Raw genomic sequence first — 14,074 nt, 5'->3', positions numbered from 1 at the left:
CGCAGCGCATAACGTCGAGTCATTATTTCTCTATTTGCTTAATCATCCCAAGCACCACTGACTCCAGTTTACCTAATTGATGACACGCCCTAGGATTCTTCCTAACCGCTTCAGCAGTATATTCCCCTTGTAGTTCTCCTATTACCTTAGTCGCAGCATTAGCAACGTGCATATCTGGATCGTTTGCTAGGTCTTTCACCACAGTTAGGGATGTATTGGGATGTTGAGCGACCCTAATACGAATTGTTTGGTTTTGATTTGTACTCAAACTCTCCAGAATATCAGCAGGTGTACTTAAATTAAGAGCAAGACTAAAGCAAGCTTGCTCTTCAGTGGCAAATTTTCGTAGAGTCTCTACGGGAGTATTGGGATTTTCGGCTACTTTACACTTTGTCCAATCATCAGTATGATTGGCTAGGTATTTGAGAACACTGGGAAACGTGGCAGGAGAATTAGCAAGCCTTCTACAGAAAAAGTCTTTGTAGCTTGAGTCCTGCACCCAATGTTCAACCATAAATTCTGGAATAGGGCAAATCTGAGCTAGAACTACAAGACTGCTAGTATCGGCTTTGTAAGCGTTAGGGATGATTCCTTGAACTACCTCTTTTATTCTTTCTTCGTATTTTTCTGTTAATTCTCCAGCCAGATTGATGTGCAGACGGGCAGATTCCACAACTTGAGGATGTCGGCTTTGAGTTAAACGATTTAACACACCTTTGGGAGTTTGGACATTTTTAACTAAGCCCAGTTGCACTTCCAAATCTGCCTGTTCTGCTACTTGCTCCAAAATATATACTGGAACATTTTCCTGCTTGAGAATGCTTCGCAAGGTAGGTAAAGGAATTTCTGCAACTAGATTGAGATTTTCCAAAAGTAGTAATGGAAACACAGGATTATCTAGCAATTGGGACGGAAATTCTGCTCCCAGTTTCAAAAGTACATCAGATGGGGTGTTGGGGTTGCCTGCAACGGACTGACGGGTTATTTTGTCGGTAGATAATGCCAGTTCCCGCAACAGTTCAGGGTCAGTACTAGGTTCTGCTGCTAATAATTGTGCCTGGGTGACGTTTTTTGTCAGGGGTGGAGTGGTGTCATCCATTGGTCTAAATTTGTGAACTACTTACACCTCTAATAAGCAAGTCAACCGAAGCATCTTGTCGGTTGACTTACTTAATATCAAAATTTGTATCGCTGAATAAATAAAACAATTACACTTTGCCAGCCAAGTTCATCAACTGTTTGAAGTTCACAAGATAAGTGATGTTATTGGCGCTATCAATTTTTATCCACCCTTTTTCATGCAGCTTTTCCATGATTTTGGTGGTTTCTTCAACACCGATTTCTGTCACTTCTGCTAAATCTTTAAAGGGAATGTTAAAAATTTCTCTTCCTAAGTCTGATTCTTGACCATAACTTTCGCCTAAACTCACTAGGGTATGGGCGAGTTTGACTGCTGGTGGTGAAGATCGCATTTGTAGGCGTAGGTTAATTTGTCGCAATCGCCGCACCATCAGTTGCAACATCCGGTGATGTAATTGTGGGTCTTTAAACAATATTTGAATAAACCGCTCTCTGGAGATACTAAGCAACTTCACGGGTGAAAGGGCAATGACATCAGTTGAGCGTGGAGATTCATCCAAAATTGCCATTTCTCCAAAAAAATCTCCACGCCCAAAAATTGCCAAAGCTACTGAATCTTCCCCGACGGTACGCCGGACTTTGACCCAACCAGAAACCACGAAGTAAACGGCGTTACCCCAAGCATCTTCCATCACAACGGCTCGCCCAGATGGGTATTCATGTTCAATTGCAACGTTGAGTAGCCATTCCAATGTCTGTGGATTGGCTGTACTCATTAAGGGGAAAAGTTCACTAAAAACCTCAGTTAACATGAAATATTTGCAACAATAGGATTTAAGAGGGGGAAACTAACTTTGCTACTATTAAGTTTGTTTAAACCGTAATCTTACTTAGAATACGATCGCAAAATTTGTATTTATTTGGAGATGAATCTCTAAGCTTTATCAGTCTAGGATTCCATTACAACATAACAATTATGTATGCTAACGAAATCAGCGTTTTCACTTACTGACCGATGATTTACTCTTTGTTGGTAAATTGCTATCTAGTGCCAGTATTTTGATCTGTTGATCTAAATTTTTCACTAATTGATTCAGGGTAACTAAAGCCTCTAATTGCTGAGAATCAAGGCTAGGATTCAGTAAAAGTCGTTCTTGTAGTTCATGTAACTTTATACTTAGTTGCTGAGAAATTCCTAAAGCATCGCCGCTTAGACGCGTTAATTGCTGTTGTTGATAGAATTTTAATGCTGCTCCCCGCAATACTTGGAGTGTTGCCTCTTCACCGTAGATTCCCGGCATGACTCGCAAGCGTAATAATAAGCGATTTTTTTGATATACGTATTCCTTTTCTACCTGTTTTGGTTCTGCAATCGTGGTTACAGGCAAGGAAGCAAACCGCTTTAATTCATTCAATACTCCTTGAAAAACTGAGAGCGGCAGTTTGTCTAATACAGACTGCAAAACTCCATTGTCACTCCACAATATTCTGCCTTCATAAGCTTGTCTTTCTAAGTACAGCCGACCAATTCCCCCAGCCAGGATTCGCCCTAGTAATTCTTCTAGTAATTTTTTTGGTGGTAGTGTTGTTAGCAACTCAATCGGACTCAGTAGTTCGGAAGCTTGTGTGGGAAAAATAGGTAAATTGTTTGATGATGTGGCTTCAGAATCCTCTCCCGGTTGAGTTGTGGAAATAGGGGTGAAGAATGTCGTAGTTTGAGATGATTGGTCTAGCTCTGGGATAGGAGGCAAGTCTACCCTTTGTCCAGAATTTTGACGCTTTTGTGTCTGAAACACCATCAATACTGGTTGTTGATTTGATTCCGAGTCGGCAGCTAAGGAAGGACTAGGTATGTCAGCAATCGTAGCTGGGCTATTTGTTGCGGGAAAGTCCACTGTTGGCTGATGCACTTGTTGGGCATCTAGCTGAGATGTATTCTTATGGTTGAGGTAGGCTGATAGTATTCTGCGGTGGGCATCGGCTGCGATCGCCTCAATCACCATTGTGCAATTGATAGAAGACAAAATGCGACCAACGTAATCTAGGGCTTCGCTCTCTTGTGGATAAACCATGCCTAACAAGAGGTTTTTGTCTTCTAATCCAAAGGGCAAAATTTGGTGGTAAAGGCAAGCTTCAAAGGACAAAAGATGATCGATTAGGTGGAACATTTGTTCGCGATCGCCTCCTTGCTCCCACCTAGTTTGAGCGGCAGTTAGCATTTGCTGTCCATTTGCTGCTGTATCATTTAGTTCGCCCTTTGAAGACAACATAGATTTGATTCGTTGGTGTTTACTTATATTTTGCCTCCAATTCAATAGGTAGTTAATAAAGATACTTTGTTATATTGTTAAAATTTCAATTATATATACTTAAGTAAATGTAAGTAGAAGATGAATTTTAGATTATAGACTGGAGATAATACTGAGGATTGGGCAAAAGAGTGCTGTTAGTGGATAGCTAAGGTTAAGCCAGTGCTGAGTTTTGTTTATTTCCTTGTCCCCTTCTTTGTCTTCCCTGCTTCTTGGTTACATAGCGTAGCCGTACCACTTGCCTACGGCACGCAAGCTACGCCCAGCGTCTGTCTGCGACACGCTCTGCGAACGTAGAGAAGTGCTGCTCCCCACTCCCCCATGTTTCATTTCCCACTAAAAGCTACTCCTAGGTTCTTAAAGCTTGGGCTGTCAGATAGACTTTTGTCCATTCGCCTAGCACTTGATGGGTTTTGAGTTTTAACTGTTCGGCTATTGCTTCTATTGAGTTACCCGCTTTGCGCAAAGCTAAAATCTGCCGCCCCAGAGGAGTCAATTTTTCATCAAGTTGCTCCCATTGGTTTTGGGTTAACCCCAAGTTATGTTCTTGCAAGGAAATTGAGAGCCAACTTTCCACGAGTTCTGGTTTACCTTTGAGGGCAAAAACACGCACAGCATGATAACTAATTTTTTCTCGTAGTCGATATACCTCTTTAGTCTGCTTATTCAGTTTCTGGGCGATATCTTCCTGAGACTTACCTTGCAGATAGAGTCGTAGCCATTCCACTGCATCTGTTCCCAGATTTTCTTGTAAATAATCTTCAAATTCTTTTTGTACTGACTGGCGCAGCCCTTGTTGTTCCTCTAGTTGTTGTGCTTCTTGATATTCTGCGATCGCCTGACTATCGACTAAGTTAACTCGATTGTCACTGTCGTCTGTGAGAACTTCTTCTGAGACTAGTCGAACCAAATCACGCCCTGGCACTTGGGTTAAACCACCGCGCTGAGTGCGACGCAAATAATTCACAAATCGGTAAGCTAATAGGGGTTGATTGCGTACCGGCCGCAAACAATATTCTTCTAAACTGGCAAATAACAGAGCATCTCCCAATCTTCTATCAGTTGTATATTTGCCAATATCAGCCATTTGCTGTTGCATCTGGCTGTCGTTTTGGAGTAATTCTTGGAGTACTTCTTGTAACACATCCATCACACTGCGCTGGCGATCGCGGCTGAGGGAAACCCAAGTCTGAATCTTATTCCGTAATGTTACTAAACTCCCCAATCGAGTTATCAAGTTGCGATAAGCACGTTCTCGCCCCAGCCCCAAGTAGCGTTGACGTAAAATCCTCCAGCGATATTCCATCGCTTGCTTGGCGATATCGAGTTCTTTAGGATTATACAGATCGAACCGTTTTGAGTCAGATCCCAACAGCCAGAGAATAACGCTTTGCCTTGCGGCTTCATTTTGGTCTGGACATTCGACAGCCAAGCGCTTTTGCCAATCTAGAGCCAGTTTTTCCACATCCGTTGTCATAGTGAGATTGCATTCCTCGAAACTCAATTTTGAAGTTTGCATTACAACCCCCATTCGTCCCACCTAATTGTTTAACTGGCAGCTGCCCCAGATTTCACGAATTTCATGTATTTCATGAAAATAGCTCAGTGATTCTACTTTTATTACGTCTGAATTCATTAGAATTATGCAGAAATTTCTATATTGATGTTTTGCTTTTATTTTAAAAAGTCCAAAACCAACATATATCAAGCATTTGGGGTATTCTGCCTATTTAAACTTTTTGTAAAGTTATGTGTTTTAGTTGAGAACAGAAATCTGCTTAAAGTGGGGAGGATACACCTTTCACAAAATGGATCGGGTAAATCTGACTTGTAACAGAGCCGAGGAACGAATCTAATTTAACTCAAAGTTGGACGTTATTCCACCAGTATAAGTTTCAATTCTGTACAAACCTTTACGTAGTAAGAATATTTAGTTGAGTCTCAATATCCTTAGTGTTAATGAGATTTTGCCCTGGAGATTCCGTAACCCCTTTGATAAATTGGCTTAATTTTTTGCTTTTCAAGGAGGATTGGGCTTTAACTGAATCGTGTTCAGTCAATTTTTGCGATCTTTTATGATTTTATTAAATATATATACGGTAATTAGAGTTTTAAAAGGTTGTTTGGTAAGTCGTTGTATAAAATCTTAGATGGCGTTGCATATTTGCGGGATGATTTTGCTAGTTTTGTGGGATGCACATCTTGCCCGTCCCTTGTATTTCAGGGCGCTCGTGTCGCCCACCCTACAAGAATCATCCCTTGATTCAGCAACGCCCTTAGATAAATACTATCGCCATAGCGTGGAATTAGTCTCAGTATCTTATGTGGCGATGTCTACGATGGTCGCGTCGCTTTGTGGAGGCAAGCTACGCACAGCGTCTCCAAGAGTTGTGCGGGCTACGCCTACGCTATTCTAAATAGTAGGAATTGATCGGCAAATTTCTCTTTTTTAAACTAGCTTCAGTCACAACTACACCTTTCATATTGGTTAAGTTATTCTGAAAAATTTTATATTCCTAAAAATGAACAGTCAACAGTCAATATTGGTTTTGACTATTGACTCTGACTGTTACTTTTCCTCTGCTTCAAAATTCAACTTATGCAAAATCTAAAAACAGGAGGAATGCATTTCTCTAAAGTTTTAATAGTCAGAAGCCTGACAATAAACTTCTCTTTAAATTCATCTATGGGAATTTTTTGTTTTGAATTCCCCCGCAGGAGGTTAAATCTATCGATTGTTCGCTCTAACAATGGGATTTTCTACAGACTCTCGATACCCTTGGACTTGTTCTGTGTAACCAATTGGCAGAACAGCTTCAACGTTTTCATGGGGACGAGCAATAATTACCCAGGATTCAAGTGTACCGCCATAAACATTTTCTGCGGCTTCAACACCGGCAGCCATAGCGGCTTTTACTTCAGAAACATCGCCACGAATATTAACTGTAAAGCGAGCGCTACCTACTCTGATATAACCAACGAGGGTAACTCGACCAGCTTTTACCATAGCATCTGCTGCTGCTAGCACCGCAGGAAAACCTTTAGTTTCAAGTGCTCCAACTGCCTGTAATGACATTATTAATCTCCTGTATGAATAAACTAGGGGCTACAAGTTAATTGTACGAAGCTTCGCTACAGATTTTGATAGCAAAATTGCTTAGAACATACGGAAAGGTTCTGATTCTTCAGTGAAATGGATTGGTAATATGGTTTCCACATTTTCCGGGGGATTAGGAACGATGTAATAGGTAATTACTGTACCAGCTTTTACTTCCTCACCCGCTACGATTCCGGCTTCAACAGCTCTATTTACTTCAGAAACGTGTCCCCGGACGGCGACTAACAAGCGGGCACTTTCCGCTTGACCATAATACACAATTGTGACTGCGGCAGCTTTGACCATTGCATCTGCTGCTGCTAAGACACTCGGAAAACCTAAAGTTTCAATTACGCCAACCGCCATTGGCATGGCATTAGCTCCTGGATTAAGGGATAAGCGATTTTAATTGTACGTGGCTTTAGTCCCCATTTTGACATTTTGGAAAACTTTCTTTGATGCCATATTTTTTTTGGAGATTAGAGAGGCGATTAATTGTGTCTGTCCTGTAAGCGATTAATCGTGTCTGTTGCGAGTTAGAATATTTTGATATTACTTGACTTATGTTTTATATATAAATTACAAATAAGACTTCAGCATCTTAGAGGATGTTTGAAAAGTCCTGTTGTTGGTAGCAAAAAGTTTTAGATCCCCCTAAATCCCCCTTAAAAAGGGGGACTTTAAGAAGTTTTCCCCCCTTTTTAAGGGGGGCTAGGGGGGATCAATAAGTGCCTAAAATCACACCTAACCACTTTTCAAACAACCTCTTAGGTTGTATAAGTATATTGTTTAAGAAAATCAGTTATGCGTGGAGACAGGCTAGTACGATAAACTGAAATTTATGTTTCCGAATTTTCTTCCGACGGCAGTTGAGCAACTCACAGAATCTACTTCGATCGCATTAGCTCGGAGTATTCAAACAACAGCGATCGCTACTCCTTTAACTAATCAAGCAGTTACCACAACATTTGTCAAGCAAGGGTGTGGTGGAACTCCGATTTTATTAATTCACGGCTTTGACAGTTCTGTATTAGAATTTCGGCGGCTTTTGCCACTACTGTCTGAAGATAATGAAACTTGGGCAGTGGATTTGTTAGGTTTTGGATTTACAGATAGACTTTCAGGAATTGCCTATAGCCCAACTGCGATTAAAACCCATCTTTATTATTTTTGGAAAAGCCTAATTAACCAACCTGTAATTTTAGTGGGCGCTTCGATGGGCGGTGCGACGGCGATTGATTTTACATTGGCTTATCCAGAAGTTGTAGAAAAGCTAGTGTTAATTGACAGCGCGGGGTTAGCAGGTGGTTCGCCATTGAGCAAATTCATGTTTCCCCCATTAGATTATTTAGCAACTCAGTTTTTGAGTAATCTGAAGGTGCGCGATCGCGTTTCTCGCATTGGATATAAAAATCAAACTCTTGCCTCTATCGATGCGTTATGTTGTGGAGCATTACACTTACAAATGCCGAGTTGGAATCAAGCTCTGATTTCTTTCACTAAAAGTGGTGGTTACAGTGCTTTTAGACTTGAAATGTTATCACAAATTGTGCAACAAACGCTAATTTTGTGGGGCGATTCCGATAAAATTTTGGGTACTGAGGATGCCACAAAGTTTCAAAAGGCAATTCCCCACACTACTCTCACCTGGATTCAAGATTGTGGTCATCTTCCACACTTGGAACAACCACAAATCACCGCGCAGCATATTTTAGACTTTCGAGTTGAAAGATAGCCTAACCTCAATAATTTTTCTGTAAGGCTACTCTGGAAAGCTTTTCATCTGTTGCTAATGGCTTTTGTCATCGCTACTATTTTTCTCTTTAATTGTGTTACTTTCACAGAATTTTAGGAAATGTAACTAGAGCGATACCTTCGGTGAGCTTCTCTACGAGACGCTTCGCGAACGCTAACGCAAACCTGTCTTGAATTAATGTGGGCATTATAATGCCCACCCTACAAACTCCAAAGATTTACACTTGCACTTGGTAATTTAGGTTTAATTCATCTCCTGTTGTTCCCCGAATACCCCAATTATGTTTTGGGGTTTCTGTAATCGTGATTTCTATATCTATAGGTGCAATTGCAACTTGTTCGGATAAGCTAGAAAACAACAACTTAATTAGTTTCTTTTTCGTTTCAATAGTCCGTCCCTCAAACATACTAATCTCAATGATGATGTATTTCTCTGAACGTCCTAAAGGGTAGATGAAATCATCGGGTTCGAGAGGAAAAAACCGATGGATACGCTTATCTTGAGGATATACTAAAGCTTCAACAACACAAGAATGAATTGTGTCAGAAATGGCACTGCGAGAGTGACGGATAAATGAAGCAGTGCCATAGATTTTGATTTGTACCATTAACCTTTAACTGACTCTAGTCAAGTAACCACATCTCATTAGAACTATCGGGATACTCATTTGGTTGATTTTGTGGTTGATTTTGAGCAAGTGTTTCCGATGAACGATGTGATTTTTTGTAGTTAAGCGGATTGTAGTGGTCTTTTACTGGTTTGATCGCGCTACTTTCTTTGACAACAAGTTTAGATTTCTCTTCTGCTTTTTGTACTGCTTTTTGTTCTGCTTCTTTTTTGAAAGAATTAATTTCTTCTATCAGCAGGGAATTGGCTTCTGCAAGTTGCAGCGCTGTTTTTTTGGTTTCATCAAGTTCTTTGGTTAGTTGTTCTAGTAATGATTTTTGTTCTGATACAAATGTTTTTTGTTTAGATAATTTTGATTGCAAATCAGTAATTTCTTGTCCAAGAGATGCTTCTTTTTTGTGGCTTGTTTCTAGATTACTTGTCAACTCTTTGACAGTTGCTTCTAAATCAGCCTTAGTAGGACTGCGTTTAGTAGAAGCTAGTTCAAGTGGTTGCCCTAACGATTCCTCATCAGCTGAAGCTTGTTCTTCGACAATTTTTTCTGCTGTAACTTCGATCGCAGATTCACCTTCTGGGGGTGTAAATTTTTGCGCCTCTTCTTGTAGTAAGTCAGAGAGACTTTGTTTCCTAGCCATTCTTATTTTCTCCAATCACGCTGTAATTCATCAGCTGCACGGCGGTAGTCTAATTCCGCCTCCCGTGCGTTTCCTCCTCGCCATTGAGTAATCGCTACACCTTCAAGTGCTGCTCGTTCATGAGCTTTATAAGCACGGATGAAGGTATTACAAGTAGGAATACCTAAGCGAGTCAGAGTGTTTTTTGCTTCTTGTGCTTCCCCCAGACTGCGCGTATCGACTTTGGTGAGCAATACCCGATGGGGAGTTCCCACAGGGATGACGGCTTCCTTGACTGTTTCCACGAGGATTGCTAAATCCATTGCAGATGGGGGTGTCGGCAAAACTAGATAATCTGCGATCGCAACTACCGCCACTAATGCTTCAGAGCGCAGGGCGGGAGGTGTATCCACCACTACTAAATCGTAACCTGTTATCTTTGCTAAATCACTTAAAAGTGCGGGATCGGTTTCTTGAGATAAATCAAATCCCATTCCCTGCTGACTGCGCCCAAACCACCAACTGGCAGAACCTTGAATATCTGCATCAATCAGCAGCACCTTTTTTTTCTTCGCAAAGTTTGCAGCCAGATTGACTGCGGTAGTCGTTTTACCGACTCCTCCTTTACCGTTGAGAATAGCGATGATTTTTGGCACTGCTTACTTCCGATGCTGCCTTTTGTTAGCGGATAGCTAAGGTTTAGCCCGTGCTGAGTTAGGAGTGCTGAGTGCTGAGTTAGGAGTAGAGAGGCGATTAATCGCGTCTGTACAAGAGTTATGATTATCCTCTTTGTCTTCTTTTTCAGTTCCCAGTTTCCAGTCCCTAGTCCCCAATGATGAATATACCGCTTTCTGTAACCCTAAGTAACATGAAAAGTCGTAACAATAAAATTCAGAAGCCATCAACTCCACAAAATTCTATGACAACTACTTACAATTTGCCCGATGGGCCTCAAATGCCGCGCTGGCTGCGTACGATCAAGTTTATTACTCAGCCAGTGAAATATATGGATGATTTTGCCAAAATCTACGGTGACACTTTCACCATCAGGAGTAGTAGCTCTGATAACCATCTTGTATATTTTAGTCAACCCCAAGCCCTTGAGCAGATTTTTACTGCTGATTCCAGGCATTTTGAGGTTGGCAGGGGGAACACAGGGCTAAAATTTTTACTTGGCGATCGCTCTTTTATGTTAGCGGATGGCGATCGCCACCAGCGCCAACGGCAACTATTAGCTCCTCCCTTTCATGGCGAAAGGATGCGGGCTTACGGCGAGGAAATTCGGGAAATCACCCGACAGGTGACTAATGAATGGCAAATTGGTAAGCCTTTTAAGATCCGTGAGTCGATGCAAGAAGTTACCTTGCGTGTTATTCTGCGGGTTGTATTTGGTTTGAATGATGGACAGCTGTTTGAGGAACTGAGGCGATCGCTAAGTGACTTACTAGACTTCATCACTTCGCCTCTAATGTCCAGCGCCTTCTTCTTCCAGTTCATGCAAAAAGATTTCGGTGCGTGGAGTCCGTGGGGTTGGGTTTTGCAACAACGGCAAAAAATCGATCGCCTGATTTATGCTTTGCTTCGAGAACGTCGGGCTGAACTCGATCGAAATCGCCAAGATATCCTAAGTTTGATGATGGCGGCTCGTTATGACGATGGTCAAGGGATGTCAGATGAAGAATTACACGACGAGTTAATGACACTGCTAGTTGCGGGACATGAAACTACCGCTTCAGCATTGACATGGGCTTTTTACTGGATCGATCGTTTACCAGAGGTGCGTGAGAAGTTGTTACAGGAACTCAACACCATTGGAGTTAACGCTGATTTGAATAGTGTAGCTAAATTGCCTTATTTGACAGCAGTTTACCAAGAGACATTGCGACTTTACCCAATTGTCATGACTGCTTTCCCGCGGATTGTGAAAACCCCAATTACGATTATGGGCTACGAACTGCGAGAGGGAACAGCAATAGCCCCTAGCATTTATTTAGCCCATCATCGGGAAGAAGTTTACCCACAATCCAAGCAGTTTAAACCAGAACGCTTTTTAGGAAGACGATATTCACCTTATGAATATTTACCCTTTGGTGGCGGTAATCGTCGCTGTATTGGGATGGCATTTGCCCAGTATGAAATGAAAATTGTCTTGGCAACTGTTTTGTCAGAATTTCAAGTTTCGCTAGTGAATAAACGTCCCGTGCGTCCTGTGCGCCGTGGGTTAACTTTAGCTGCACCAGCCGGAATGCGGATGGTTGCTACACCTCAAGTTAAGCGTGCAAATACACCAGCGCTAGTTTAGGTAAGTAGGGTGGATATTAAAATACCCACCCTACTATTAAGTAATAATTACGAATTACGTTAACGTAGCGGGACATAGCCCATTACGAATTAAATTTGACTAGTATATCAGTAGTAAATTAAATGGAAGCTTGACCCAATAATTGGGAAGATATTCAACCTAATACTGTATATTTTTCAACCAGTGGTCTACTAGTTTCATTTGCAAGTGAACAAATAAAGTTTGCATTAAAATACGATCAGAATGGCAAACATTTAAAAGCCATTGAGAAAGGGCAAGTACCTCCTCGCGGTAATGTAGGGCTAGTGACTTCCCAAGAATCGGACTACGATCTGAAATCTAAAGTATTAGGTAAAGGTGGCGAGCGCCAATATCATGGAAAATTTATTGATGGGATATTACACTTTTCCGGTTTGGTAACAGAACATTAAACGCGCATAACTATGACAAACTCGAATTACAAAATCATCAAGTTTGGCGAGATTTAACTGAAATATTAGAAACTTTAGATGCTAATGATCTTGTTAAAAAATATTTAGAACTATCTGATTATAAAATATGCGGCTACTGGGATGAACAAGATAAATATTATGAGACAATTACTTTGCCTCGTATCCTAGAAGCTGAATTAGTTAGTAGCTCTATTGGCGTTACCTACAAAGAACATTTTCTACAACTAAAGTTTTTCCTCATAGCTTCTGCCGTTGATGGCACTCAAAAGCTAGGTGAGTTGGTTCTTATTTACAATGAAAATTTAGAGTTTATTGATGAAAATTGGCTTTTGGATATCGATTCTTCAATGCTTGAGATACAACTTCTAAAGTTTAGTTGAGAGTTAACCATATCCCTCACCTCGGTGACTTTTTTGTCATTTTGCCTGATGTTTTTTTGAGTCATAAGAGGGAAAACTTTACAGTTACTCATTGCGTCCAGACTTGAAAGTATTAACCGTACTTTATTTAAAACTCTGCTTTATAAAGGTTCTTTTCTTTGGATTATAGCTTCTATTACTTCCTTCTTTACAGAAATCATTCTACTAATAAAAGCATCATATTCTTCTTTTGGATAATATGGATTTTCCTGTCTAAAAGATGGATTTATACCTATCAAAAAGTCCAAAGCCAAACCAGGTTTATTCTTTTGTATCATTGAATATAGTTCTTTCAATTGAGCAAGGTGTTCAGCTAGAGACATTTCTGTTGTAGAGGAATATGTTGTTTCTACTCTACGATTTAAAATATCTTGCAAATGTTCATATTCAGCAGTGATAGTACTAGTATGGTGTCTTATAAATATGTGATAACGCTTAATTTTATCACTATCTTTCTTAGGTAAAAAGGGAATATATCGTGGATTATATTCTATAATCACAACCCGAAATAGTTTACCTTTTAGTTTTGGATATTCTGATTCTTCATATGAAAAATCTATAACCTCAAAATCTAGCTGAGACGGAAGATATTTTTCAACTTTATTTTTAAAATTAGTTTTATCATTTAAATCGGATAATCCCTTAGAGTTAAAGCTGTTATCTTCTTTTTTTTCCTCAACACCAAAAATAATTGCACCACCGGATTTATTAGCCATAGCAAGAATATTCTTGGCTATTTCATCATCTGAAACCAGTTCACTTTTAAAGTCTAGATCATCATATTCTCCTGTATGGTTGCGGAGTAATTCACGCAAAGTTTCTCGACTTGGAGATTCAAAAAATTGAGCAAAATCTTCTTTCCAGCTTTTAGTTTGCTTCATGTTTGAAGACATATAAAAATCGACCTTTATGGTATCAAAGTTTAATTACATAAATAATACTTATCAAGCTTTTAACTGGGAAAATGCTCCCTCATCCTCTCTTCCAACACATCCAACAACCCATCCACATCCTTCCCAACTTGCTCAAAACAAATCGGTGGTGCTGGTTCCGGTGCAAACTGAATTAACTTAATTTCCCCCTTCCCAATCCCAATCATCACAACTTCCACATCCGGTTTGTGATTCTCCAAAATTCCCAAAATTTCCTGAAGCCGATTATCAACCTTAATATTTAAATTCTCAATCTGCTCTTTCGGACAATAAACAAAATGCGGCGTTGGTTGCAAATCAATACCAACAGTACCTTGACTGTCACCATTTGCTAACCACAATCCCCAAAACAGCGCCGCCAATTCCTGCTGATTTGCTTTGACAAACTTATCCAACTGGCGACGCCACTTAGTATCACCTGATTCTGGTTGACTATTACCAAAAAACATAAATAATTCGTAATGAAGACACAGACAATAGGCGAAA

At 40.4% G+C, this 14,074-nt stretch carries 18 protein-coding genes; 6 read left to right on the top strand and 12 right to left on the bottom strand.

Translation table 11 applies throughout. The features are described from left to right. Positions 1 to 22 precede the first annotated feature (22 nt). The 3 genes from V7K84_RS16870 to V7K84_RS16860 all read right to left on the bottom strand — a co-directional run bounded on the left by V7K84_RS16870 (position 23) and on the right by V7K84_RS16860 (position 3,350). Positions 23 to 1,099, bottom strand: a complete 1,077-nt coding sequence (locus V7K84_RS16870) for a hypothetical protein (protein ID WP_334839657.1) — start codon at positions 1,097 to 1,099, stop codon at positions 23 to 25. Positions 1,100 to 1,208: 109 nt separating this feature from the next. Further along, positions 1,209 to 1,892 (bottom strand): Crp/Fnr family transcriptional regulator, encoded by a 684-nt coding sequence (locus tag V7K84_RS16865; protein ID WP_334839655.1) that lies wholly within the window; start codon positions 1,890 to 1,892, stop codon positions 1,209 to 1,211. 189 nt (positions 1,893 to 2,081) lie between these two features. After that, a complete protein-coding gene (locus V7K84_RS16860) occupies positions 2,082 to 3,350 on the bottom strand; it encodes a pilus assembly protein PilB (RefSeq protein WP_334839653.1) in 1,269 nt (422 codons plus the stop codon). 201 nt (positions 3,351 to 3,551) lie between these two features. Between V7K84_RS16860 and V7K84_RS16855 the strand changes: the two genes are divergently transcribed. Further along, positions 3,552 to 3,686 carry a hypothetical protein gene (locus V7K84_RS16855; protein ID WP_334839651.1) on the top strand — a complete coding sequence of 45 codons (135 nt, stop codon included), beginning with the start codon at positions 3,552 to 3,554 and terminating at the stop codon, positions 3,684 to 3,686. A 52-nt stretch (positions 3,687 to 3,738) separates the two neighbouring features. Here V7K84_RS16855 and V7K84_RS16850 read toward each other — a convergent pair whose 3' ends face one another. Then, a complete protein-coding gene (locus V7K84_RS16850; RefSeq protein WP_334839649.1) occupies positions 3,739 to 4,920 on the bottom strand; it encodes a HetZ-related protein 2 in 1,182 nt (393 codons plus the stop codon). 619 nt (positions 4,921 to 5,539) lie between these two features. On the opposite strand from V7K84_RS16850, the gene V7K84_RS16845 reads away from it, so the two are divergent. After that, on the top strand, positions 5,540 to 5,806 hold the full coding sequence (locus V7K84_RS16845; RefSeq protein WP_334839647.1) for a hypothetical protein: 267 nt from the start codon (positions 5,540 to 5,542) through the stop codon (positions 5,804 to 5,806). A 311-nt stretch (positions 5,807 to 6,117) separates the two neighbouring features. Here V7K84_RS16845 and V7K84_RS16840 read toward each other — a convergent pair whose 3' ends face one another. Further along, on the bottom strand, positions 6,118 to 6,465 hold the full coding sequence (locus tag V7K84_RS16840) for a carbon dioxide-concentrating mechanism protein CcmK (protein WP_094352433.1): 348 nt from the start codon (positions 6,463 to 6,465) through the stop codon (positions 6,118 to 6,120). Between the two features lie 81 nt (positions 6,466 to 6,546). Next, a complete protein-coding gene (locus V7K84_RS16835; protein WP_334839645.1) occupies positions 6,547 to 6,858 on the bottom strand; it encodes a BMC domain-containing protein in 312 nt (103 codons plus the stop codon). 469 nt (positions 6,859 to 7,327) lie between these two features. On the opposite strand from V7K84_RS16835, the gene V7K84_RS16830 reads away from it, so the two are divergent. Further along, positions 7,328 to 8,221, top strand: coding sequence for an alpha/beta fold hydrolase (locus V7K84_RS16830; protein WP_334839644.1), 894 nt, complete (start codon positions 7,328 to 7,330; stop codon positions 8,219 to 8,221). 238 nt (positions 8,222 to 8,459) lie between these two features. On the opposite strand, the gene V7K84_RS16825 is transcribed toward V7K84_RS16830, so the two are convergent. Genes V7K84_RS16825 through V7K84_RS16810 form a run of 4 tightly spaced genes read right to left on the bottom strand, consistent with a single transcriptional unit; the run spans position 8,460 to position 10,385 of the window. Continuing rightward, the gene (locus V7K84_RS16825) at positions 8,460 to 8,849 is read right to left on the bottom strand and encodes a tautomerase family protein (protein ID WP_334839643.1); all 390 of its coding nucleotides are present in this window, start codon (positions 8,847 to 8,849) and stop codon (positions 8,460 to 8,462) included. A 16-nt stretch (positions 8,850 to 8,865) separates the two neighbouring features. Beyond that, a complete protein-coding gene (locus V7K84_RS16820) occupies positions 8,866 to 9,504 on the bottom strand; it encodes a hypothetical protein (RefSeq protein WP_334839641.1) in 639 nt (212 codons plus the stop codon). 2 nt (positions 9,505 to 9,506) lie between these two features. Further along, positions 9,507 to 10,139, bottom strand: a complete 633-nt coding sequence (locus tag V7K84_RS16815) for a ParA family protein (RefSeq protein WP_194044647.1) — start codon at positions 10,137 to 10,139, stop codon at positions 9,507 to 9,509. A gap of 36 nt (positions 10,140 to 10,175) precedes the next feature. Next, entirely contained in the window at positions 10,176 to 10,385 is a 210-nt protein-coding gene (locus tag V7K84_RS16810; protein WP_334839638.1) for a hypothetical protein, read from the bottom strand. Between the two features lie 17 nt (positions 10,386 to 10,402). On the opposite strand from V7K84_RS16810, the gene V7K84_RS16805 reads away from it, so the two are divergent. The 3 genes from V7K84_RS16805 (at position 10,403) to V7K84_RS16795 (ending at position 12,617) form a co-directional block, all read left to right on the top strand. Continuing rightward, entirely contained in the window at positions 10,403 to 11,785 is a 1,383-nt protein-coding gene (locus V7K84_RS16805) for a cytochrome P450 (RefSeq protein ID WP_334839636.1), read from the top strand. A gap of 305 nt (positions 11,786 to 12,090) precedes the next feature. Beyond that, positions 12,091 to 12,216: a hypothetical protein gene (locus V7K84_RS16800; RefSeq protein WP_334839635.1), complete on the top strand. Its 126-nt coding sequence runs from the start codon at positions 12,091 to 12,093 to the stop codon at positions 12,214 to 12,216. Next, positions 12,183 to 12,617, top strand: a complete 435-nt coding sequence (locus V7K84_RS16795; RefSeq protein WP_334839678.1) for a hypothetical protein — start codon at positions 12,183 to 12,185, stop codon at positions 12,615 to 12,617. Before V7K84_RS16800 ends, V7K84_RS16795 begins: the two co-directional genes overlap by 34 nt. 140 nt (positions 12,618 to 12,757) lie before the next feature. Here the strand turns inward: V7K84_RS16795 and V7K84_RS16790 are convergent, their stop codons facing one another. Together V7K84_RS16790 and ccmS are read right to left on the bottom strand one after the other, a co-directional pair. Then, complete coding sequence (locus V7K84_RS16790) at positions 12,758 to 13,549, bottom strand: AlbA family DNA-binding domain-containing protein (RefSeq protein ID WP_334839633.1); 792 nt, start codon at positions 13,547 to 13,549, stop codon at positions 12,758 to 12,760. Between the two features lie 59 nt (positions 13,550 to 13,608). Beyond that, on the bottom strand, positions 13,609 to 14,037 hold the full coding sequence (gene ccmS / locus V7K84_RS16785) for a beta-carboxysome assembly chaperone CcmS (protein WP_334839631.1): 429 nt from the start codon (positions 14,035 to 14,037) through the stop codon (positions 13,609 to 13,611). Between the last annotated feature and the right edge of the window lie 37 nt (positions 14,038 to 14,074).

It is taken from the genome of Nostoc sp. (assembly GCF_036917315.1).
Taxonomy (GTDB): Bacteria; Cyanobacteriota; Cyanobacteriia; order Cyanobacteriales; family Nostocaceae; genus Nostoc.
Note: the sequence above shows the minus strand (reverse complement) of the source record. Positions and strands in the feature narration are given on the sequence as shown.